Raw genomic sequence first — 21,695 nt, forward strand, 5'->3', positions numbered from 1 at the left:
CGGGTGCGGCTCGGGTGCTGCTGCGCGTAGGGGCGGGTGCGGCGGCGCGGCGATGGCGCGGCGGCCCGGCCGAATTCGCCGGAAAGCTGCGGGGTCGCCGGAACGTTCCGGCGATCCGGCAGTCCTCCCGCGACCCGGGGGACAGGCGCGGGATGTTTCTCAAGCGACCGCGAACGAATGTCACCCCTGGACGACTAACGGCAGGACGGGCCGGGCTGGCAGGGTCCGGTTAATCCTGCAGATCAGGCGGGGTCCTGGCTGTCCAACCCGTTTGATCTCCAGGATGGTTTCCGGTGCGGCCAGAGCAAGAACGGAGCTTAAACAAAAGAGCTCCGGAGCGCGTTATTGGGGGATACGCACTCCGGAGCGGCCTTTGGACAGGGACCCTGCGGTTCCTGCTGCCAATCAGCTTACGTCCCGTTTTCCTGCGCCGCCACCACCTCGAATAACTACTTTTGCTTTAGTTTCAACCGACCTGTTTTGGCCGGTGCGGCTGCTTCATGAGGCGGCGGAACCGTCCTCGCTGTCTTCGTCCATTTCGTCCCCGGCCCGGTGCGCGTGCCGGGACTGGACAGCCTTGGCCAGCGGCACGATCATCACCGGCCGGCTCTGGTGGTGGCTCAGCCAGGACGCCACCGAGCCGTTCAAAGCCTCGGAAATCCGGTGCCCGAGCCCGGGCTCCGGGCTGCCCACGATGATCATGGAGGCGTTGATTTCCGCGGCGAGCCGCCCGATGGCCCGGGCGGGATCGCCGGCCAGGAGCCGCAGCGTCCACTCCAGTCCGCTGCCCTGCGCGAGCTCGGTGATGCGGCTCTTCAGGCCCTGGCGCACGGCGGCGATGTCGGCGTCGTCCTTCTCCGGGTGCAGGGACAAGCGGTGGGTATCCCGCGAGGGATCCCATTCCACCAGGTAGCTGGCCTCGTCCACGTAGGCGCACACCAAGGGTGCGTTGAGGCGCTGGGCGAAGCTGCTCGCCGTCTGGAACACCTCGGGATGCTGCTCCGGCACGATGCCGAGGAGCAAAGGGGTCCGTCCGCTGAAGCCGTCCGACATACTCAAATTGTCGCGCGGCGCCAAGGCAATGAACAGGCTTCGGCGGCTGCCAGGGAGAGGCGGCAGGGCAGGGCCGCTGCCTCATGTTCACAGCCGCGAGCGGGCATGTTTTCGCGATCCGGGGCTATTCCTCCAGGCTCCGCTTCCAGGTCATGGTGACGTTGAAGTTGGACTTGGCGCTGGCCGCGGCGATAAACGCGCCGGCCTCGGCGTGCAGGTCGATTCCGAACTCCACGCAGACTTCGTCCGGACGGTGTTCAATGCTCAGGAGTTCATTGATAACGCCCTGGACGGCGGGGCGAACGTTGCTTAGTGCGCGCTCGAAAGTCTGCTGGGCCCGGGTGAAGACGCCGGTGGGGTCGGCTGCGTGGTCACCGCCGCGCGTCAGCGGACGGGTCCCGGCGGTCACTTCGACGACCACCGTGCCGCCGCAGTCGGTGGTGTATTCAATCAGCGTCATGGCGTATTTTTTCCTTCCGCCGGCTTCTTCCACGGCCGCGACGACCAGGCCACCAGCACGCCGGCAAGGGCCAGTGCGAGGAAATAGAAGACCTGGAACGCCTGTGTGTTTGTCTGGCTCCACGCGAGGGCCACGGCCGCCAGGGAGGCGCTCAGGACCCAGCCGGCAATCCTGCGTTGCGCCGTCCCCGCGAAGCACGCGATTGCCAGCAGGAGGGCGGAGGCGAACTGCACCACGGTTAGGAAGACGGCCGGCCCCGCCGGCATTCTGGCCAGTCCGCCCCACCCCAGGAGGAACGAGGCCAGTGCCGCGCCAAGTAATGCGAGCCGCCCGGCAATCGACCGCACCGGGAACCCGGCGGCGGCCATCGCCAGCAGGGCAGCCGGAACCAGCAGGCCAAGAGCCGCGATCAGAGGATAGGCATCGGATTCGATCTTGTAGACGTACCAGTAGTAGTCCGCGGCCCCCGCCGCCCCCAGGAGTCCCGCCGCCATGAGCAGCAAGCCGCCCGTGAAGCCCAGAGGCCTGTTCCAGTCAGCGGCCGCCCGGCGTTCCCGCGCCGCAGGCATCTCTGCCGGAAGGGCTGCCGGCGGTTTCTCCGGGTCTCGCTGTAGCTGCTGCGCGGCCCTCTCCCGGGCCGCTTTCTCCCGTGCCGTCTTTTCCTGTGCGGCTCTTTCCTGCGCCGCTGTTTCCCGCGCCGCGCGTTCCTTCGCTTCCCTTTCCCGTGCCGCCCGTTCCTTGGCCAGTTCCAGCTCGGCGCGGGCCGCCGTCGTCAGTCCCTCGGGGTCCGCGGCCCCGGGGTCCACCGCTTCAAGCTCGACGGCGACGTCCACCACTGCCTGCCAGCTCCCGCCGTGGGCGTGGTAACGGAGTTCGCTCTGCAGTTCCGCCACGCGTTGCCGGCGCTCGCAGTCCCGGCGCCGCTCGGCGGCATCGGGAAAGTCTGCTTCACCTTCCAGCAGCGCGTAGGCTTCCGCGGCGGCGCCCCAGTCCTGGGCGTCTTCCGCCTCCCGGGCCAGCCTGTACCGCTCGGCGAGATCGTGCCGGTGCAGGGCGGAGCTGCGAAGGGCATCGGCATCCCGGTAGCCCGGTTCCAATGTCAGGAGATCATCGAACAGTTCAGCCGCTTGCTCGAAGTGCCTGGTGCGTAATTCGGCACTGGCTTGGATGTAGAGGGCGCGGAGCTGCGCCTGGCGTGCACGCTCGGCCTGCAGTTGGGACTCCTGGCGTAGAGTGCCTGGCAGTTGGCTGGCCGATTGGGTGGGAGCGGTTGCTTGGGTGGGAGCGGTTGCTTGGGTGGGAGCGGTTGCTTGCGCCGGAGCGGCCGCGGGCGGCCTGGGCAGGGCCGCGAGCTGGAACAGCCGGGTGGAACCCCCGCGGACATAAAGGGCGGGTGTGGCCCATTCGAGGGTGCCCTCCGGACTGGCCATGACCGAGATCCGGCCCACCCGGGCAGCCTCGTCCACGGCCCTGCCGTTGGCGATCGCCGCGTAGAAACCGTGGGCGAAGGCAATCGCCGCAGAGTCGCTGATGGCGAACTGCATGGCCGCCACCGCGTTGACGCCGCTCCGCACCAAGGACGCGGCGGTTCCCGAGAAGAGATCGGACCGGCTCATTTCCGCGGAGGAGCATGAGTTGAGGACCACCAGGCGGGGGCGCGGTGCCGCAACGCTGAGCAGGGCCATGAAACGCACGGCCCGCACCATCGCTGAACGTCCGTCGGGGCCTTCCAGGGCGATCCGGCCTTCGTCGCTGCGGTAATCGTAGTCGCCGTGGCCGATGAAGTGCACCACGTGCCAAGGGCCGGCCAACAGCGAGGACTGCACGGCGTCCCACGTTCCGTCGGGGGTCCACACCAGCTCGACGCGCCCTTCGGAAACGGGGCCCGCCAAAGCCTGGGCGAGATTCTTCTTCTCCGTCTCCACATCCAGGGAGGGGAGGTCGCGGGGGCCCGCCACGATTCCGAGGATCCGCAGGGGAGGCGTGATGTCCAGGGGGTTGAGGTGGTAGTCCGGGGCGGGGATGTGGCGCAGCAGGGGTTCCGTCTGGCAAAGGTAGCTTTCGGTCTCCGGGTCGAACAGCATTTCCCAGGGCATCGCGGCGAGTTCCGGCGCCGCGAGCCGAAGGACCACGCGCAGCTGTTGACCGGCGTGCTGGGCTGCCCCCAGGCTCGCCCGGTATGTTCCGTACACTTCCCTGGTGAACAGTGCCTGGAAGAGTTCCTGCCCCGCGGCCCGCACCGGGAGTTCCATGACCGGCGTGGCGCGCCTTGCCGACACGCTGGAGGCCAGGATGGTAGCTTCCAGCTCGGCACGGCGGGCGAGGATGGATCCGACGTCGAGCGTGAACAAGCCTGACGCGTGACCGCCGGCGGGAGCTTGCACCACGTGCACCGTGTATTCGCCCGGCTCGGAACCGGCCCCTATTTCCAGCTCGATATCACAGTCCACCCCGGGCCCCCTCACTGCGGACCGCGTCCCGCCACGATCTATAGCTAAAGGTTGGCCCTGCCGTGTTCGCCGCACAAGAGGCTATTGAAGCGCGCCCCGGCCGCGCCTAGCGTTAAGGCACGGAAAGGGGTGGTCCGCATGGAAATCTTCATGTGGTGGCTGGATCTGGAGCTGGAACACAAGGAATGGCTGCGGGAAAACCTGCGCGTCACGGAGCTGCCTTTGACAGTGCTCCAGGGAATCGCCGAGGCAGGCGGACCGCATCCGGACGACCCCGGAGGCGGCCTGAGCGCGGCCGACTGGGACTTCATTGAGACACAGTCGGAGTTCGTGGACTAGTTGTTCGTGGACTAGCAGTTTTGTGGACTTGGCGCGCGTCGGCGAGGCCGCGCCCGATCGGAAGGACACCGCTTGGAGTTGATCACGGGCGCCCTCGAAAAGCTCTCCGAAGGTGCGGTGTGGGCCGAGGGGCCGGTCTGGCTGCCGGACACGCAGACCGTCCGGTGGAGCGACATCCCCAACGACCGGATCCTGGAATTCGACCCCGAATCCGGGCAAACGCGGGTGTACGCGAGCGGTGTTGAGTACACGAACGGGCGAACCCTCGACCTTGACGGAAGCGTTGTGCAATGCAGCCACGGCCGCAGGCGCGTGGAGCGGGACCGCGGAGGCGTGGTCACGGCGCTCGTCGATTCCTTTGGCGGCCACCGGCTCAATTCGCCCAACGACGTGGTGGTGAAGGGAGACGGCACGGTCTGGTTCACCGACCCGCCCTACGGAATCCTGCCCGGGACCAGGGAAGGCCACGAAGGCGAACAGGAATACGGCGGGTGCCACGTCTTCCGCTTTGATCCGGCCACGGAGGCCCTGACGCCGGTGGTCACCGAACTCGTGTACCCCAACGGGCTGGCCTTCTCGCCGGACGAATCCATCCTCTACGTCGCCGACACAGCCGGCCCGGACCGCGGAGTGCCATACCGCATCACCGCGTTCCCGGTGGAGGACGGCAGGTGCGGTGCCGGAACGACTTTCGTGCAGCTTGAGGACGGCAGGGCCTCGGACGGCTTCCGCGTCGACGTCCTGGGGCGGGTATGGACCTCGGCGGGACCGTCCGTGCGCGTCTACGCCCCCGACGGCGGGCTGCTGGCCGCCGTCGACGTTCCCGAAAAGGTCTCGAACGTGTGCTTCGGCGGGCCGGACGGGCAGGACCTGTACATCACGGCCACCTCGTCCCTGTACCGGCTGCGCACCTCCACCCGGGACGCAGCCCGGCGGCAGTAAGGGACGTTTCGGAAAACCGTTGCGACCCGCTGGTGCGGGTGGTTGCATGGGGACCATGGCTAACGCAGAGAGTTACATCTTGGCGATCGGGACCAAAAAAGGATTGTGGCTGGCGCACAGCACAGACCGCAAGGAATGGTCCCTCAACGGCCCGCACTTCCTCATGAGCGAGATCCCCAGCATCGGGATCGATACCCGTGGGGATTCCCCGCGCATCATGGTCGGCGTGCGGTCCGAACATTGGGGGCCCACCGTGGCCCACTCCGATGACCTTGGCGCCACCTGGACCGAACCGGACCAGGGTGCCATTTCCTTTCCCAAGGACACCGAGGCCGCGCTGGAACGCGTATGGCAGATCTACCCCGACGCAGAGTCCCGCCCCGGCGTGGTCTGGGCCGGATGCGAACCGATTTCCGTTTGGAAATCCACCGACGGCGGCGAGCATTTCGAACTGAACCGCGGGCTCTGGGACCACCCGCACCGCAGCGAATGGGGTGCCGGTTACGGCGGCGCGGCAGCGCACTCGATCGTGGTGGACCCCAGCGGGGAGAAGGTTCACATCGCCATGAGCACCGGCGGCGTGTACAGATCGCTCGACGGCGGGGCCTCCTGGGAGGCCCGGAACAAGGGGATTTCGGCGTACTTCATGCCGGACCCCAACCCGGAGTTCGGCCAGTGCGTGCACAAGATCGCCGCGGATGCCGCCGTCGACGGCCGCCTCTACGCGCAGAACCATCACGGGGTGTACCGCACGGACGACGGCGGCGAGAACTGGGAATCGATCGCGGAGGGCCTGCCCGCGGACTTCGGCTTCGTGATGCTCACCCACCCGCGCCGGTCCGGCACCGCCTGGGTGGTTCCGTTGAAGGCCGACGGCGAGCGGATCCCGCCGGACGCACGGCTCGCCGTGCACCGGACGGACGACGCCGGCGGTACCTGGAAGCGGCTCGAAACCGGGCTGCCGGACCATGAATACAACGCCGTGCTTCGCGACGCCGCCGCGGTGGACACCGCCGAACCGGTGGGCGTGTATTTCGGTACGCGCGGCGGAGAGGTTTACGCCAGCGCGGATGAGGGCGAGAGCTTCACCGAAGTGGTCTCGCACCTGCCGGATGTGCTCTGCGTCCGGGCCGCGGTAGTGTCCGGCGCTGCTGTGCCCGCCGGCGCGGCCTCTGCATAGGTGGACCGTTGCCTGATATCACCGTGGTGCTTCCGAGCATCCTGCAGCCTCTCGCCGGCGGGCAGTCCGTGCTGACTGCGCCCGCCGGCCGGGCCGTGACCGTGGATGCGTTGCTTGATGCTGTGACCGGGGATTACCCGGTCCTTGCCCGGAGACTCCGGGACGAAACCGGTGCCCTGCGCCGCTACGTGAATATTTACGTCAGCGGCGAGGAGATCCGGCGCCTGAAAGGCTTGGAAACCGAAGTGGCTGCCGGCCAGGAGGTGTTGATCATCCAGTCCGTGGCCGGCGGTTGAGATGCGTGGGCGGGCTGGCTCAGGCCACTCGCCAGAGGGTGCATTCGTCCGTATTGATGGCCTTGCGCAGGCCGCTCAGCTGGTCCATGATCCACACGACGCCGATGCCCGGTGCGGTCTCTTGGACGCTACCCCTGCGGATGACGACGTCATCGTACGCGGGTCCAACGGAGAGGCGGGCCTCGATGTGGTCACCGCGGTGCAGCTGGTCGAGGGTGCGGATGCGGGTGGTTCGGACCGGTACTTCCTTCAACATGGTGGCCTCCTTGGCTGGAGCTGCCAGCGTTTGCCGGCACTTCCAGTGTGGAGGGTGAATGTTGCAGGGCGGTTTCGGCTCCGTTTAACCCGCGCGAACGTACAGTTGGGGCCCCAAAATCCGCGGATTCGGGGCCCCAACTGTACGTTCGCGCTGTTGTGGAGCGAGTGGTGACGGGCTACCTCGAGCCGAGCTCCGCCGTCGGGGTCTTGAAGGACTCACGGGCGGTGAGCGCGGAGACCGCCGCGATGAGGCAGATGGCGCCGGTGAAGATGCTGATCTGCACCCAGCCGCCGGCCGTGGTGCCGCCCATTGCGGTGACGATCGCCGGGGCGAAGCCGGCCATGAGGAATCCGAGCTGCGTGCCGATGGCCAGGCCGGAGAAACGCACCCGGGTGCTGAACATTTCGCCGTAGAAGGACGGCCACACGGCGTTCGCGGCAGCGTAGCCGCAGGAGAAGTAGGCCACGGACACCAGGAACATCAGCGGCACCATGCCGGATTCCAGGGTCAGCAGGAACACCGGGGTCATGATGGCGCTGGCAACGGCGCCGTAGATGAAGACGGGCTTGCGGCCGATACGGTCCGCGAGGTTGCCGAACAGCGGCTGCGTTCCCAGGGCCACGATGTTTGCCACCACGACGAGCCAGAGGGTGACGGTGCCGTCCACATGGGCCACGTCCTTGGCGTACTTGATGGCCAGGGTCCCGAAGACGGTGCTGACAGCGGCGATGAAGGCGCAGCAGACCACCCGGAGCACATCGCGCCAGTGCAGCTTGAGGAGGTCGGCCACCGGCAGCTTGGCGATCTGGTGGTGCTTCTTGGCCTCGGCGAACGCCGGCGGCTCGTGCAGGGTGCGGCGGATGAAGAACGCCACCAGGACCACCACGGCACTGAGCCAGAACGGGATGCGCCAGCCGATGCCGTACTTGATCTCATCCGGCAGGGCGACGACGGGAATGAAGACGAGGGCTGCGAGGACCTGGCCGCCCTGGGTGCCGGTGAGGGTCCAGGAGGTGAAGAAGGAACGGCGGTTGTCCGGTGCGTGCTCAAGCGTCATCGAGGAAGCGCCGGCCTGCTCGCCGGCGGCGGAGAGGCCCTGGCACAACCGGGCGAAGACCAGCAGGGCCGGTGCCCACCAGCCGATGGTCTTGAAGTCCGGGAGGCAGCCGATGATGAAGGTGGCAGCGCCCATGAGGACCAGCGTGAACATGAGGACACGCTGCCGGCCGATCCGGTCGCCGAAGTGGCCCAGGATCACGGCGCCCACCGGGCGGGCCACGTAGGCGAAGCCGAAGGTTGCGAAGGACATGATGGCCGCGTTGGCGTCTGCGCTGGGGAAGAACACGTGCGGGAAGATCAGTGCCGCGGCGGAGCCGAAGATGAAGAAGTCGTAGTACTCGACGGCGCTGCCCAGGAAGCTGGCGAGGGCTGCCTTCTTCGGCGTGCCCGACTGGGTTGTGCCAGCGGCGCCGGCTCCCGGCGTCGTAGACGGGATCGTGTGGCTCATGGTGTTCCTTCGGTGTGACGACGTTGTCGCATCTGGTGAAGCGGTGGTCTGTGGCGCTCTCGCGGCTACTCTTCGTGAGGCCGGTGGGGAGGCGGTCCGGTGGACGTCTCGGCTGAAAGGCCCGACATCAGGCTTCAGCAGTAGCTCTCACAATGTGGGAGCTGTTTGTGCAATATAGAAATGATGGCTGTGAGTGGGGTCACCTGTCAAGAAAAATACTCACGATCTAGATATAGCTCTCACGATGTGGCAACATTTCCTCATGAGCGTCAAAGAGGACACCAAAACGGACATGATCGGCAAGGCCCTGGGCCTCCTGGTATTGCTGGGCAATGAGCCCAAGGGGGCCAGCGCCTCCGAGCTTTCCCGCCAGGCCGAGCTGCCGTTCAGCACCACCTACCGCCTGCTCGGCTCCCTGACGCGGGACGGCTTCGTGGACTACGAGCCCGATGGCCGCCGCTACCACCTGGGCCTGCGGGTCTTCCAGCTCGGACAGCGCGTCTCCAACCACCACGGCTTCGCCGGCACCTCCCGGCCCATCCTGCAGAAGGTGACCGAGGGGACCGGCGAGGCCACCATCCTCGCCGTGCGCGACGGCCACCACCACCTCACGGTAAACAAGGTGGACGGTCCCCAGATGTTCCGCGTCACCAGCGATCCCGGGTACCTGGGCAAGCTGCACACGACGGCGGTGGGCAAGGCGCTGGTGGCATTCGCGCCCGACGACGAACGCGCCGCATTGCTCGAGGAACTGGACCTGGAGCCGCTCACCGACTTCTCCATCACCGACCGCGATGCCTTCCGGGCCGAAATCGAGAAGATCCGCCGCCAGGGCTTCGCCCTCATGGACGAGGAAAACGAGGTGGGCATGCGGGCCATCGCGGTGCCCGTCTTCAATGGCCAGGGCTTCGCGTTCGCCTCGCTGGCCACCGCCGCCCCCGCGTTCCGGATGTCCGTGGAGGAGCTGCAGGCCGTGGTCCCGTTGCTGAAGGACGCCGCCGCCGAGCTCTCGGCCCGCCTGCCGCAGCGGTGAGCCGGTGCGCGAACTGGCAGCAGATGACCCTTGAAGCGCATTCAGAGGGCATGTGCTGCCAGTTCGCGCCCGACCCGGAGGAGGCTGGGCTGGGAATTATTGGTGTTCGCGATAAGAACACTAGTGCAATATGTGAACACGTTGTGTAAGCTGGTTCATACCGCAGGGCGCGCCGGGCTTCCTAAAGCCGCCGCCATCCGGAGTTGTCAAAGGAGCAATAAAGCATGAGCACTCGAGCCGAGTCCTACCTGGTGGGCCTGATTGGTGAAGGCGTCACGCCTTCCCTCTCGCCGGCCATGCACGAGCGCGAAGCGGACCGCCAGGGCCTGCGCTGCCTCTACCGACCCATCGATCTGCTCGAACTCGCCCTGCCGGGTGCCGCCGTCGGCGATTTACTCACCGCCGCGCGCCTCTTGGGCTTCAACGGCCTGAACATCACGCACCCCTGCAAGCAGTTGGTCCTCGAGCACCTCGATGAGATGTCCGACGACGCCCGCCGCCTGGGCGCGGTGAACACCGTGCTGATTCGCGACGGCCGCTTCATCGGCCACAACACCGACTTCTCCGGCTTCGCAGCCGCGCTCGCGGCCGGCCTTCCGGATGCCTCGCTGGGCCGGGTGGTTCAGCTGGGCGCCGGCGGCGCCGGGTCCGCCGTCGCCTACGCCCTGCTCTCCGCGGGCGTCCGCACCCTGGACCTGGTGGACATGGATCCCGCCCGCTGCGCCGAACGCGCCGCCGAACTGTCCGGCCTCTTCCCGGAAGCCACCGTGACGGCCCGCTCGACGGCGGAGCTGCCGCAGCTCATGCCGCTGGCCGACGGACTGGTGCACTGCACCCCGGTGGGCATGGCCGCGCACCCGGGCACACCGCTGGACATGTCCCTCGTGGAGCCGCGGCACTGGGTGGCGGACATCGTCTACCGGCCGATCGAAACCCAGTTGGTGCGCGAAGCCCGCGCCAAGGGCTGCCGGGTGCTCGACGGCGGACGCATGGCCGTGGGCCAAGCCGCCGACGCCTTCCGCATCTTCACCGGCCGCGACGCCGACGCCGCCCGCATGCGCGAACACTTCCTCGAACTGATCGCCGCCGAGGAGAAGGTGGCCGCCTGATGCGCACCGGGATCGCCACGGTGTGCCTCTCCGGCACCCTCAAGGAAAAGATGCAGGCCTGCGCCATCGCGGGCTTCGACGGCATCGAAATCTTCGAACAGGACCTGGTCACCTCCGCGCTCAGCCCCGAAGCAGTCCGCGCCATGGCGGCCGACCTCGGCCTCGGACTGGACCTCTACCAGCCCTTCCGCGACTTCGACAGCGTTCCCGAGGACCTGCTCCGCGAAAACCTGCGCCGCGCCGGGGCCAAGTTCGAACTCATGTCCCGCCTTGGCATGGACACCATCCTGGTGTGCAGCAATGTGGCCACCGCGGAAATCGACGACGACGGCCTGCGGGCCGAGCAGCTCGGCCGCCTCGCGCAGCTGGCCGGGGAGCACGGCGTCAAGGTGGCCTACGAGGCGCTGGCCTGGGGCAAGTACGTCAACGACTACGAGCACGCCCACCGGCTGGTGGAGACGGTGGACCATCCGAACCTGGGCACCTGCCTGGACTCCTTCCACATCCTTTCCCGCGACTGGGACACGGCGCCGATCGAGAAATTCAACGCGGAGAAGATCTTCTTCGTGCAGGTGGCGGATGCCCCGAAGCTCTCCATGGACGTGCTCTCCTGGAGCCGCCACTACCGGGTTTTCCCCGGGGAGGGGCAGTTCGAGCTGGACAAGTTCATGGGCCACGTGGTGCGTGCCGGCTACGCCGGGCCCGTCTCCTTGGAGATCTTCAACGACGTCTTCCGCCAGTCCGACGTGGAGCGCACCGCCGTGGACGCGATGCGCTCGCTGATCTGGCTGGAGGAGCAGAGCGCCAAGTGGTTGGACGCGCACGACGGCGGTGCTGCCGCCGGTTCCGGGAAGGTGGCCGGCCGCCGTCGTTATCCGATGGAACTGGCCACGCTGCCCAAGGTGGCCGAACCCGCCGGCTTCAACTTTGCCGAGGTCAAGGCGGACGACACCGCCGCCCTCGAGAAGCTCCTGGGCCAGCTGGGCTTCGAGTTCGAGGGCCGGCACCGCACCAAGGACGTGCAGCTGTGGACCATGGGCCATGCACGGGTGATCATCAACGAACAGGCCCCCTCGCACGCCGAACCGGCCATCGCGGCGCTGGGCTTCGACGTCGACAATCCGGTCATCGCCTCCGCCCGCGCCCAGCAGCTCAAGGCGCCGGTGGTGCCGCGGAAGGTGCAGGCGGACGAGGAGGTCTTCCAAGGCATCGCGGCGCCGGATTCCACCGAGATCTTCCTGTGCCAGGGCAGCCCGGACGGCACGGCGGCATGGACTGCTGAATTCGGACAGGCAGGCGAGTTCGGCGACGGCGTCTCGGCTCCCGTGGGCGCCGGCGCCGTGATCGACCACGTCAACCTCGCCCAGCCTTGGCAGCACTTCGACGAGGCCGTCCTCTTCTACACCAGCGCCTTGGCCTTGGAACCCGCACCGTTTGCCGAGGTGCCCAGCCCTACCGGCCTGGTGCGCTCGCAGATCATGCAGACCACGGACCGGGCCGTGCGCCTGGTCCTGAACCTGGCGCCGCTGATCCAGCAGGAGGACGCAGGCCAGCAGGACGGCGGCCGCAAGAGCTACCAGGAACACATCGCGTTCGCGGTGGACGATCTGGTGGGCCTGGCCCGCAACGCGAGGGACCGCGGCCTGGAATTCCTGGAGATCCCGGCCAACTACTACGAGGACCTGGCCGCCCGCTTCAGCCTGGACCCCGGGTTCCTGGCCACGCTGAAGGAACTCAACCTGCTCTACGACCGGGACGCCAGCGGCGAGTTCCTGCACTTCTACACCGCCACCGTGGGCAGCGTGTTCTTCGAAATGGTGGAACGCCGCGGCGGCTACGACGGCTACGGCGCCCCGAACGCCCCGGTGCGGCACGCCGTCCAGTACGACCACGCCCGCCGCCCTCCCAACTGACTGGCACTTGTTGTCGTTTTGAGCCCTCATGACGACAACAACTGCGAGCTAGTTGGGGAAACCGACCTCCAAATCCTAACCACTGAGTACGCAACCGAAAGGAGCCGGCCATGACCATCGACGCACATGGCACGCACCGCGCCGACAGCAGCGATGCCCGCCTCGCCGAGCAGAATGCCGCCGTGCACGACAGCGCTGTGCAGGACGCCGCCTGGCAGGACGAAAACGACGAGATCGTTCCCCACGCCGAAGCGCACGCAGCGCACGTCCTGGACGCCGCCGCCGAGTCGCAGGCGGACATCAGCGCCGAGATCGCCGCGCTCGGCGAGGCCTACCACCGCGAGCTCAAGGACGGCGCCGCCTCCGAGACCCAGCCCCGGCTGGACTTCGCCCCGTACCGCAGTTCCCTCCTTCGCCACCCCACCAAGAGCCTGCACCACGCGGACCCTGAGACCATCGAGCTGTACTCCCCGGCCTTCGGCCACCAGGACGTGCACGCCCTGGAGTCCGACCTCACCATCCAGCACAACGGCGAACCGCTCGGCGAGCGGATCATCGTGGCCGGCAAGGTGCTCGACGGCGACGGCCGCCCGGTTGCCGGCCAGCTCGTGGAGATCTGGCAGGCCAACGCCGCCGGCCGCTACGTCCACAAGCGCGACCAGCACCCCGCCCCGCTGGACCCGAACTTCACCGGGGTGGGCCGCTGCATCACCGGCCCGGACGGCTCCTACCGCTTCACCACCATCAAGCCCGGCGCCTACCCGTGGAAGAACCACCTCAATGCCTGGCGCCCGGCCCACATCCACTTCTCCCTGTTCGGGCAGGAGTTCACGCAGCGGATCGTCACCCAGATGTACTTCCCGGGCGACCAGTTGTTCCCGCTGGACCCGATCTACCAGTCGATCGTGGACCAGGACGCCCGCGACCGGCTCGTGGCCAACTACGACCACGAACTCACCCAGCCCGAGTGGGCTCTGGGTTACACCTGGGACATCATCCTTACCGGGTCGAAGCGGACCTGGACCGAGAACGAAGCATTCGGCGACGCCGGCGACGACGAGGAGTAGGCAGCAATGAGCAAACTGACCCCCACGCCCGGCCAGACGGTCGGCCCCTTCTACGGCTACGCCCTGCCCTTCACCAAGGACAACGAGCTCCTGGCCCCCGGCACGGCCGGCAGCATCCGCCTCCAAGGCACTGTGTACGACGGCGCAGGCCACACCATCCCGGACGCCATCCTGGAAATCTGGCAGCCCGACGCCGAAGGCAGGGTGGTCCAGCGCACCGGTTCCCTGGTCCGCGACGGCTACACCTTCACCGGCTGGGGCCGCAGTGCCGTTGGGAACACCGGCATCTTCACCTTCACCACGGTCAACCCCGGGCCCACCTCGGAGGATGCCGCACCGTTTATCTCCGTGGCGGTCTTCGCCCGCGGCCTCATGAACCGGCTCTTCACCCGCATCTACCTGCCGGAGAACGAAGAAGCGCTCGCCAATGATCCGCTGCTGAGCTCGCTTCCGGGGGAGCGCCGCAAGACCCTGATCGCCCGCCGTGACCCCGACGGCGGCCTCACCTGGGACCTGCGCCTGCAGGGACCGGACGAGACCGTTTTCCTCGACTTCCAGGGCACCGCCACCGGGACGGGCGCATACCGATGAGCGACTTCGGCCTGCTGAGCCCGGTCACGGCGTCGCCCGCGGTGGCCGCGCTGACCGGCGACCGGGCGGTGCTCGCGGCGATCCTCGACGTCGAAGCCGCCTGGGCCGCCGTCCTCGAAGACGCGGGCCTGGCACCGGAGGGTGCGGCCGCCGTCGTCGCGCAGGCCGCAGACCCGGAACTGTACGACGCCGAGGCGATCGCCGAACGCTCCCAGGGCGGCGGCAATCCGGTGATCCCGCTGCTCGGGGACCTCCGGGCGCGGGTCCGCGAACTCGACCCCGCGGCGCTGGCCGCCGTGCACAGCTCGCTGACCAGCCAGGACGTGCTGGACTCCGCGCTTATGCTGCTCGCCGACCGTGTCCGGGCCGCCGTTCTCACGGAAATCAAGGGCACGACGACGGCGCTCGCCGCCCTGGCCGAACAGCATGCGGACACGCTGTGCGTGGGCCGGAGCCTGACGCAGCATGCGCTGCCGTACACCTTCGGGCTCAAGGCCGCGCAATGGTTCCAGGGCGTGGCCGCCGCGGCCCGCCACCTGGACTCGCTCGAGCTGCCGCTGCAGTTCGGCGGTGCCGGGGGGACCCTGGCTTCGGCCACGGTGCTGACCGCGGGAACCGCTTCCGGCCCCTTCGAACTCGCGGAGGCACTCGCCGCGAAGCTCGGCCTCGCCGCCGCCCCTGCGCCCTGGCACACGAACCGGCTGCCGATGACCAGCTTGGGCGGCGCCCTCGCGGCGCTAACGGACTCCTTCGGGAAAATCGCGGCCGACGTCGTGTTCCTCAGCCGCCCCGAAGTGGCTGAACTCGGCGAACCGCTGGCCGCCGGCCGGGGAGTTTCCTCGGCCATGCCCCAGAAGCAGAACCCCGTGCTCTCCGTCCTGGTCCGCAGCGCGGCACTGCAGGCCCCGGCGCTCGCCGGACAGCTCCACCTGGCCGCCGCCACCTTCAACGACGAGCGGCCGGACGGCGCATGGCACAGCGAATGGCCGGCCCTGCGCTCGCTGCTCGCGCTCGCGCTCGGCGCCGCCGTGCAGCTGCGCGAACTCATCGAAGGCCTGCGGGTCTTCCCGGATGTAATGCGCCGCAACCTCGAACTCTCCGGGCCGCTGCTCCTCAGCGAAGGCGTGGCGGCAGTCGTCGTCCCCCTGCTGGCTTCTGAGACGACCGGCGCGGACGGGAAGCAGGAGCTGCAGGCCGTCGTCGACGCCGTCCTCCAAACGAACCAGCCGGACCAGGCCGCCACGTACGCGAAGCTGCTGCGCGAGGCCGTTCCCGCGGCGTTGCTTCCGGACGCCCGGCTGGCCGAGCTGCTGGACCCCGCCAACTACCTCGGCGAAGCAGCGGACATCACCCGCCGCATCCTCGTCGCCTACCCGGACTACGCCGCAACAACCCGGGCCGCGACAACCATGAAGGGAGCCACCCGTGCCTGAGACAACCAGCACCGCAAAGCCAGCCATCAAGGCCGTGCTGCTCTCCCCGCAGCGGCCCCTCGGAGACAAGCCCCTCCTGGTGGTGGGCCCCTCGCTCGGCACCTCCACCATCCTGTGGAACGGGACCGCGGAACTGCTGGGCGACGAGTACGACGTGATCGGCTGGGACCTGCCCGGCCACGGTGTCTCGCCCGCCGCCACGGAAACCTTCAGTGTGGCCGGACTGGCCGACGCCGTGGTGGACCTGGTGGACTCGGTTCTTCCCGGCGCACGCTTCCATTACGCCGGGGTTTCCCTGGGCGGCGCCACCGGCCTGCAGCTGGGCATCAAGCACGGCGAACGGCTCCTCAGCCTCTCCGTGCAGTGTTCCGGCGCGAAGCTCGGCACCCCGGAGGGCTGGCTGGAACGCGCCGAGACGGTCCGGTACCAGGGCACGCCCGTGATGATCCAGGGCTCGGCGCAGCGCTGGTTCGGTGCCGGCTTCATGGACCGCGAACCCGCGGTGAGCAGCCGGCTCCTGCACGTGCTGCGCGACACCGACCGTTTCAGCTACGCCTACTGCTGCGAGGCCCTCGCGGGCTTCGACGTCCGCGCCGAACTCGGCACGATCACCGTCCCCACCCAGCTTCTGGCGGGCGTCGAGGACACCGTCGCTCCGCCGTCGACCGCCGAGGAAGTGGCGGACGGGATCACCGCCGGGGGCGGCAGCGCCACCGTGGTGGCCCTCGACGGCGTCGGCCACCTCGCCCCCGCGGAGGCACCCGCCGCCGTCGCGCACCTGATGCGCGGCTTCATGAAGGAGGCTTCGGCATGAGTTCCGTGGACCGTCAGGGGGCCGTCCGGCCGGACGCCACCTCGCAGGAGATTTACGACGCCGGCATGGTGGTGCGGCGCCAGGTGCTCGGCGACGCGCACGTGGACCGCGCCAACGCCGGCAAGGACGCCTTCACCGAGGACTTCCAGGACATGATCACCCGGATCGCCTGGGGCGGGATCTGGACCCGGCCGGGCCTGTCCCGGCAGATGCGCTCCGCCGTGACCATCACCGCCATGGTGGCGCATGGGCACTGGGAAGAACTGGCCATGCACATCCGTGCGGCCCTCCGGAACGGGCTGGACCGCGACGAGATCAAGGAAATCCTGCTCCAGACCGCCATCTACTGCGGGGTACCCTCCGCCAACACCGCCTTCAAGACCGCCCAGCACGTTTTCGCGGAGATCGACTCCGCTTCCTCAGAAAAGGATCCCTCATGAACCAGGCTTATGTGTACGACGCCGTGCGCACGCCTTTCGGCAAGTTCGGCTCCGGGCTCGCCGGTGTCCGCCCGGACGACCTCGCCGCCCACGTAGTCCGCGAATCGGTCAAGCGCGCGCCGGGGCTCGACGTCGAGCGCATCGACGAAGTGGTGTTCGGCAACGCCAACGGCGCCGGCGAGGAAAACCGCAATGTGGCCCGCATGGCCACCCTGTTGGCCGGGCTGCCGGTCTCCATCCCGGGTACCACCGTGAACCGGCTCTGCGGTTCGTCCTTGGACGCCGCGATCATCGCCTCCCGCCAGATCAACGCCGGCGACGCCGACCTCATGCTGGTGGGCGGCGCCGAGTCCATGAGCCGCGCCCCCTGGGTGCTGCCCAAGACGTCCAAGCCGTACCCCGCCGGCGACATGACCCTGGCCTCCACCACGCTCGGCTGGCGGCTGGTCAACCCGGCCATGCCGTCGGAGTGGACGGTGTCGCTGGGTGAGGCCACCGAGCGCCTGCGCGAGAAGTACGGCATCACCCGTGAACGCCAGGACGAGTTTGCCGCGGCCTCGCACAACCTCGCCGCGGCCGCGTGGGACGAGGGCTTCTACGACAACCTCGTGACCCAGGTGCCGGGCACCGAACTGGTGCGGGACGAGGGCATCCGTGCCGGTTCGACCGCTGAGAAGCTCGCCGGGTTGAAGACGGTGTTCCGTCCCGAGGGTTCAGGGCCCGACGGCGGTGCTGCTTCCGGCGGTACCGTCACCGCCGGCAATGCCTCGCCGCTGTCCGACGGCGCCTCCGCCGCGTGGATCGGTTCCGAGGCCGCTTCCGGCCTGCTCGGCCTTGAGCCGCTGGCCCGCATCGCCGGGCGCGGCGCGCACGGAAACGACCCGCAGTTCTTCGGATTCGCCCCTGTGGAGGCGGCGAACAAAGCCCTCGCGAAGGCGGGCATCGGCTGGGAGCAGGTGGGCGCCGTCGAGCTTAACGAAGCGTTCGCCGCGCAGTCGCTGGCCTGCATTGACGCCTGGGACATCGACCCCGCGATCGTGAACCGGCACGGCGGTGCGATTGCCATGGGCCACCCGCTGGGCGCCTCCGGCACCCGGATCCTGGGCACCCTGGCACGCTCGCTCCAGGCCTCCGGGCAGCGGTGGGGCGTCGCGGCGATCTGCATCGGCGTGGGGCAGGGGCTCGCCGTCGTGCTGGAAAACGTCACTGCCGGCGTGAAGGGATAAGGGACATGCTGACTTTCATTGACACCGTGGGCGAGGCCGTGGCCGGGATCAAGGACGGCTCCACCATCATGATCGGCGGCTTCGGCAACGCCGGGCAGCCCTTCGAACTGATCGACGCCCTGCTGGATTCGGGCGCCACGGACCTGACCGTGGTGAACAACAACGCCGGCCAGGGCGACCAGGGCCTGGCGTTGCTCATCAAGGAAGGCCGGGTGCGGAAGATGATCTGCTCCTTCCCGCGGCAGTCCGATTCCTGGCACTTCGACGCCAAGTACAAGGCCGGGGAGATCGAACTCGAACTCGTTCCGCAGGGCAACCTGGCCGAACGCATCCGGGCTGCCGGGGCCGGCATCGGCGGGTTCTTCACGCCCACCGGCTACGGCACCATGCTCGCCGAAGGCAAGGAAACCCGCTTCCTGGACGGCAAATGGCAGGTCTTCGAGACTCCCATCCACGCCGACGTCGCCCTCATCAAGGCCCTCAAGGCCGACGGCAAGGGCAACCTCGTCTACCGCAAAACCGCCCGGAACTTCGGCCCCATCATGGCCGCCGCCGCCAAGCACAGCATCGTGCAGGTTTCGGAGATCGTGCCGGTCGGTGCCCTGGACCCGGAGAACATCGTGACCCCTGGGATTTACGTCAACAGCGTCGTGCGGGTGGCCGGCGCGTCCGCCTCCAAGGAAGGACAGGTGGCCTGAGATGAGCACCCTCGAAACGTCGCTCCAAACGTCCGCCGAGCCCCTGGGCCGCAACGAACTCGCTCAGCTGGTGGCGCGGGACATCGCGCCGGGCTCCTTCGTGAACCTGGGCATCGGCCAGCCCACACAGGTGTCCAACTACCTCACCGAGGAACAAAACATCACGCTCCACACGGAGAACGGCATGCTCGGCATGGGCCCGGAAGCGGTGGGGGAGGAGATCGACGGCGACCTCATCAACGCCGGCAAGATCCCCGTCACCGAACTTCCCGGGGCGTCCTACTTCCACCATGCTGACTCCTTCGCGATCATGCGCGGCGGGCACCTGGACATCTGCGTGCTGGGCGCCTTCCAGGTCTCGGCCGGCGGCGACCTGGCGAACTGGCACACCGGCGCACCGGACGCGATTCCCGCCGTCGGGGGTGCCATGGACCTGGCCACGGGCGCGAAGGACGTGTTCGTGATGATGACCCTGCTGACCCGCGACGGCGTGTCCAAGCTCGTGGAGCAGTGCACCTACCCGCTGACCGGCGTGGGCTGCGTGACCCGTGTGTACACGGACAAGGCGGTGTTCCTCACCGGGCCCGACGGCGTCACGGTCCGTGAGACCTTCGGCTGCACCTTCGAGGAGCTCCAGGCCCTCGTCCCGCTGCCGCTGAAGCCCGCCGTTTCTTGAGCGCGAACGTACATTTGGGGCCCCGTTTTCCGCGGTTTAGGGGCCACAACTGTACGTTCGCGGCAACGGGACGCCAATAGGATAGGTAACCATGAGCAACGCAGCCCCCGCGGCCCCGCAGGCCAGCGACCAGTACGTGCAGTCCCTGGCGCGCGGCCTGGCCGTGATCCGGGCCTTTGACGCCGCCAACCCGCTCATGACCCTCAGCGAGGTGGCTGCCCGCACCGGGCTCACCCGCGCCACGGCCCGCCGCTTCCTGCACACCCTGGTGGAGCTGGGTTACGTGCGCACCGACGGGAAGACCTTCGCGCTGACCGCCCTCGTGCTGCAGTTGGGGTACTCGTACCTCTCGGCACTGTCCCTGCCGCAGCTCGCCCAACCCCACCTGGAGGAACTGTCCCACAAACTGGGGGAGTCGACGTCGGCTGCGGTCCTGGACGGTGCCGATATCTTCTACGTCGCCCGGGTGGCGACCCGCCGGATCATGACGGTGGGGATCACGGTGGGCACCCGCTTCCCGGCGTACGCGACGTCGATGGGCCGGGTCCTGCTGGCGGGCCTGCCGGAGGCGAAACTGCGGGAGTACCTGGACGCCGTCGAGCTCACGCCCCTGACGCCGCGCACCGTCGGCACCCGCGAGGCCTTGCTGGCCGAACTGGAAAAGGTCCGGGAACAGGGCTGGTGCCTGCTGGACCAGGAACTGGAACTCGGGCTCATGTCCATCGCCGCCCCCGTCCGCAACGCCGCGGGGAAGGTGGTGGCCGCCGTCAATGTCTCACTGCAGGCCCAGAACGTCGCGGCGCAGGCCGAACCCGAGGCTTACCTCGAGTCCGTCCGCCACGAAATCCTGCGCACCGCGGAACTGATCTCGGCCGACATCTCCGCGAAGCACTGACTGCTTTTCTGCGCGAACGTACACTTGGGCCCCATTTTCCGCGTTTTTTAGGGCCCCAACTGTACGTTCGCGCTCCCCGCTACGCGCCGATCTCCGCCAGGCGCAGTTCAAGGATGCGGCGGACCAACTCGTCCGGAACGGGGTTCTCCGCGCTGAACCTCAGCGTTCCGGGTGACCAGGAAAAGCCGTCGAGTTCGTCCGCCAGGCGCCCCAGGATCTGGCCGCTGAACGGGTACAGGGCCAGGTGCTTCTTGGTTTCCAGGACGCTGACGAATCCCTTGCCGTCCAGGAGCAGTGCGGGCATGCCGTAGCTGGTGCCCTCCTCGACCCCGGGTGCCAGCTCGCGCGCGATCGCAACGATGCGTTCCAGCACCTGCCTGTTGGGTGCCTTGATGCCGGCGAGGTAGTCGGTGACGGCTCCCATAGGGACATGGTGCGCCTTCCGGGCTCTCCGCGTCGATGGACGAACGTACAGTTGGGGCCCCGAAACCGGCGATTCCAGGGCCCCAACTGTACGTTCGCGCTCCCGGTAGGACCGGGTCAGCGGGTCAGCTTGGCCGAGTCCGGGTGCTCGTCGCCAATGTGGCCGGGGGCGTTGGCCGCGAGCACGCGCTGGACGAAGGCGCTGTACTCCTCCATGTAGTGGCGCAGCAGCTCCGCGGTGTGGGAATCGGACACCGCGCCGTCCTCGGCGAAGACGTCCTTGTTGAACTTGATGTAGGCCTCGGGGGCGTTCAGCTGCGGGGCGTCCAGGAAGCTGAGGACGCTGCGCATGGAGGACTGCATGACGGCGGTGCCGATGCTGCCCGGAGAGGTGCCGATGATGCCGGTCGGCTTGCGGGCGAAGGAGTTGGTGCCCCACGGCCGGGAGCCCCAATCGATGGCGTTCTTGAGCGCGCCGGGGATGGAGCGGTTGTATTCGGGGGAGACGAAGAGGATGCCGTCCGAGGCAGCCACGGCGTCTTTGAAGGCCCGTCCGGCGGGCGGGTAGTCGGCGTCGTAGTCCGGGCTGTACAGCGGGAGGTCCTTGATGGGGACTTCGGAGAATTCGAGTTCCTCCGGTGCCAGTTTGATGAGGGCCTTGGAGAGGATCCGGTTGATGGAATTGCTGGCGAGGCTGCCCACGAGGTAGCCGATCTTGTACGTTGCCATGTCTGCATTCCTTTCCGACGGCGCGGCCGGAACCGGCTCGTCGACGGTCGTGGTGGGGCTGGAGGTCCAGCCCACAACGACCCTAACGGCGGAGGCCCCGGAAGGGAACGGCCGCCGCGGTTGCGCGAACGAACAGTTGCGGCCCCGCAATCCGCGAAAACG

Annotated in this window: 23 protein-coding genes; 16 read left to right on the forward strand and 7 right to left on the reverse strand. The window is 68.2% G+C overall.

Going from position 1 to position 21,695, the window contains the following annotated elements; all coding sequences use genetic code 11:
* Window positions 1-498: 498 nt before the first annotated feature.
* The 3 genes from BLP88_RS09765 to BLP88_RS09775 form a co-directional block, all read right to left on the reverse strand.
* Entirely contained in the window at window positions 499-1,053 is a 555-nt protein-coding gene (locus BLP88_RS09765; protein ID WP_084111029.1) for a universal stress protein, read from the reverse strand.
* 124 nt (window positions 1,054-1,177) lie between these two features.
* Window positions 1,178-1,513, reverse strand: a complete 336-nt coding sequence (locus tag BLP88_RS09770) for a CU044_2847 family protein (protein ID WP_074588808.1) — start codon at window positions 1,511-1,513, stop codon at window positions 1,178-1,180.
* Window positions 1,510-3,963 carry a CHAT domain-containing protein gene (locus BLP88_RS09775; RefSeq protein ID WP_074588809.1) on the reverse strand — a complete coding sequence of 818 codons (2,454 nt, stop codon included), beginning with the start codon at window positions 3,961-3,963 and terminating at the stop codon, window positions 1,510-1,512. The genes BLP88_RS09770 and BLP88_RS09775 overlap by 4 nt, the downstream gene beginning before the upstream one ends.
* A gap of 138 nt (window positions 3,964-4,101) precedes the next feature.
* On the opposite strand from BLP88_RS09775, the gene BLP88_RS09780 reads away from it, so the two are divergent.
* The 4 genes from BLP88_RS09780 to BLP88_RS09795 all read left to right on the forward strand — a co-directional run bounded on the left by BLP88_RS09780 (window position 4,102) and on the right by BLP88_RS09795 (window position 6,720).
* Window positions 4,102-4,302, forward strand: coding sequence for a hypothetical protein (locus BLP88_RS09780; protein WP_074589012.1), 201 nt, complete (start codon window positions 4,102-4,104; stop codon window positions 4,300-4,302).
* 72 nt (window positions 4,303-4,374) lie between these two features.
* Window positions 4,375-5,244: an SMP-30/gluconolactonase/LRE family protein gene (locus tag BLP88_RS09785; RefSeq protein WP_074588810.1), complete on the forward strand. Its 870-nt coding sequence runs from the start codon at window positions 4,375-4,377 to the stop codon at window positions 5,242-5,244.
* A gap of 46 nt (window positions 5,245-5,290) precedes the next feature.
* Window positions 5,291-6,424 carry a WD40/YVTN/BNR-like repeat-containing protein gene (locus tag BLP88_RS09790; RefSeq protein ID WP_074588812.1) on the forward strand — a complete coding sequence of 378 codons (1,134 nt, stop codon included), beginning with the start codon at window positions 5,291-5,293 and terminating at the stop codon, window positions 6,422-6,424.
* A gap of 8 nt (window positions 6,425-6,432) precedes the next feature.
* On the forward strand, window positions 6,433-6,720 hold the full coding sequence (locus BLP88_RS09795) for a MoaD/ThiS family protein (protein ID WP_074588813.1): 288 nt from the start codon (window positions 6,433-6,435) through the stop codon (window positions 6,718-6,720).
* Window positions 6,721-6,739: 19 nt separating this feature from the next.
* On the opposite strand, the gene BLP88_RS09800 is transcribed toward BLP88_RS09795, so the two are convergent.
* Together BLP88_RS09800 and BLP88_RS09805 are read right to left on the reverse strand one after the other, a co-directional pair.
* Entirely contained in the window at window positions 6,740-6,976 is a 237-nt protein-coding gene (locus BLP88_RS09800) for a hypothetical protein (protein ID WP_074588815.1), read from the reverse strand.
* Window positions 6,977-7,154: 178 nt separating this feature from the next.
* Window positions 7,155-8,486, reverse strand: a complete 1,332-nt coding sequence (locus BLP88_RS09805; protein WP_074588816.1) for an MFS transporter — start codon at window positions 8,484-8,486, stop codon at window positions 7,155-7,157.
* A 262-nt stretch (window positions 8,487-8,748) separates the two neighbouring features.
* Between BLP88_RS09805 and BLP88_RS09810 the strand changes: the two genes are divergently transcribed.
* The 12 genes from BLP88_RS09810 to BLP88_RS09865 all read left to right on the forward strand — a co-directional run bounded on the left by BLP88_RS09810 (window position 8,749) and on the right by BLP88_RS09865 (window position 20,381).
* The gene (locus tag BLP88_RS09810; protein ID WP_074589014.1) at window positions 8,749-9,519 is read left to right on the forward strand and encodes an IclR family transcriptional regulator; all 771 of its coding nucleotides are present in this window, start codon (window positions 8,749-8,751) and stop codon (window positions 9,517-9,519) included.
* 224 nt (window positions 9,520-9,743) lie between these two features.
* Window positions 9,744-10,628 (forward strand): shikimate dehydrogenase, encoded by an 885-nt coding sequence (locus BLP88_RS09815; protein WP_074588818.1) that lies wholly within the window; start codon window positions 9,744-9,746, stop codon window positions 10,626-10,628.
* Window positions 10,628-12,541: a bifunctional sugar phosphate isomerase/epimerase/4-hydroxyphenylpyruvate dioxygenase family protein gene (locus tag BLP88_RS09820; protein ID WP_074588820.1), complete on the forward strand. Its 1,914-nt coding sequence runs from the start codon at window positions 10,628-10,630 to the stop codon at window positions 12,539-12,541. The genes BLP88_RS09815 and BLP88_RS09820 overlap by 1 nt, the downstream gene beginning before the upstream one ends.
* Window positions 12,542-12,651: 110 nt before the next feature.
* Complete coding sequence (gene pcaH, locus BLP88_RS09825; protein ID WP_084111032.1) at window positions 12,652-13,608, forward strand: protocatechuate 3,4-dioxygenase subunit beta; 957 nt, start codon at window positions 12,652-12,654, stop codon at window positions 13,606-13,608.
* A 6-nt stretch (window positions 13,609-13,614) separates the two neighbouring features.
* Window positions 13,615-14,199 carry a protocatechuate 3,4-dioxygenase subunit alpha gene (gene pcaG / locus BLP88_RS09830; RefSeq protein ID WP_074588822.1) on the forward strand — a complete coding sequence of 195 codons (585 nt, stop codon included), beginning with the start codon at window positions 13,615-13,617 and terminating at the stop codon, window positions 14,197-14,199.
* The gene (locus tag BLP88_RS09835; protein ID WP_074588824.1) at window positions 14,196-15,632 is read left to right on the forward strand and encodes a lyase family protein; all 1,437 of its coding nucleotides are present in this window, start codon (window positions 14,196-14,198) and stop codon (window positions 15,630-15,632) included. The genes pcaG and BLP88_RS09835 overlap by 4 nt, the downstream gene beginning before the upstream one ends.
* Window positions 15,625-16,446 carry an alpha/beta fold hydrolase gene (locus BLP88_RS09840; protein WP_245679828.1) on the forward strand — a complete coding sequence of 274 codons (822 nt, stop codon included), beginning with the start codon at window positions 15,625-15,627 and terminating at the stop codon, window positions 16,444-16,446. The genes BLP88_RS09835 and BLP88_RS09840 overlap by 8 nt, the downstream gene beginning before the upstream one ends.
* Window positions 16,443-16,886, forward strand: coding sequence for a 4-carboxymuconolactone decarboxylase (gene pcaC / locus BLP88_RS09845; RefSeq protein WP_074588826.1), 444 nt, complete (start codon window positions 16,443-16,445; stop codon window positions 16,884-16,886). The genes BLP88_RS09840 and pcaC overlap by 4 nt, the downstream gene beginning before the upstream one ends.
* The gene (locus tag BLP88_RS09850; RefSeq protein ID WP_074588828.1) at window positions 16,883-18,112 is read left to right on the forward strand and encodes a thiolase family protein; all 1,230 of its coding nucleotides are present in this window, start codon (window positions 16,883-16,885) and stop codon (window positions 18,110-18,112) included. Before pcaC ends, BLP88_RS09850 begins: the two co-directional genes overlap by 4 nt.
* Window positions 18,113-18,117: 5 nt before the next feature.
* Window positions 18,118-18,810, forward strand: coding sequence for a 3-oxoacid CoA-transferase subunit A (locus BLP88_RS09855; protein WP_074588830.1), 693 nt, complete (start codon window positions 18,118-18,120; stop codon window positions 18,808-18,810).
* Window position 18,811: 1 nt separating this feature from the next.
* Window positions 18,812-19,486 (forward strand): 3-oxoacid CoA-transferase subunit B, encoded by a 675-nt coding sequence (locus tag BLP88_RS09860; RefSeq protein ID WP_074588832.1) that lies wholly within the window; start codon window positions 18,812-18,814, stop codon window positions 19,484-19,486.
* Window positions 19,487-19,577: 91 nt separating this feature from the next.
* Entirely contained in the window at window positions 19,578-20,381 is an 804-nt protein-coding gene (locus BLP88_RS09865; protein ID WP_074588834.1) for an IclR family transcriptional regulator domain-containing protein, read from the forward strand.
* Window positions 20,382-20,460: 79 nt separating this feature from the next.
* Here the strand turns inward: BLP88_RS09865 and BLP88_RS09870 are convergent, their stop codons facing one another.
* Both BLP88_RS09870 and BLP88_RS09875 read right to left on the reverse strand, forming a co-directional pair.
* Window positions 20,461-20,805, reverse strand: coding sequence for an iron chaperone (locus tag BLP88_RS09870; protein ID WP_074588837.1), 345 nt, complete (start codon window positions 20,803-20,805; stop codon window positions 20,461-20,463).
* 116 nt (window positions 20,806-20,921) lie between these two features.
* A complete protein-coding gene (locus tag BLP88_RS09875; protein WP_074588839.1) occupies window positions 20,922-21,533 on the reverse strand; it encodes an NADPH-dependent FMN reductase in 612 nt (203 codons plus the stop codon).
* Window positions 21,534-21,695: the final 162 nt, after the last annotated feature.

Origin of the sequence: Arthrobacter cupressi, assembly GCF_900099975.1 — a bacterium.
Taxonomy (GTDB): domain Bacteria; phylum Actinomycetota; class Actinomycetes; order Actinomycetales; family Micrococcaceae; genus Arthrobacter; species Arthrobacter cupressi.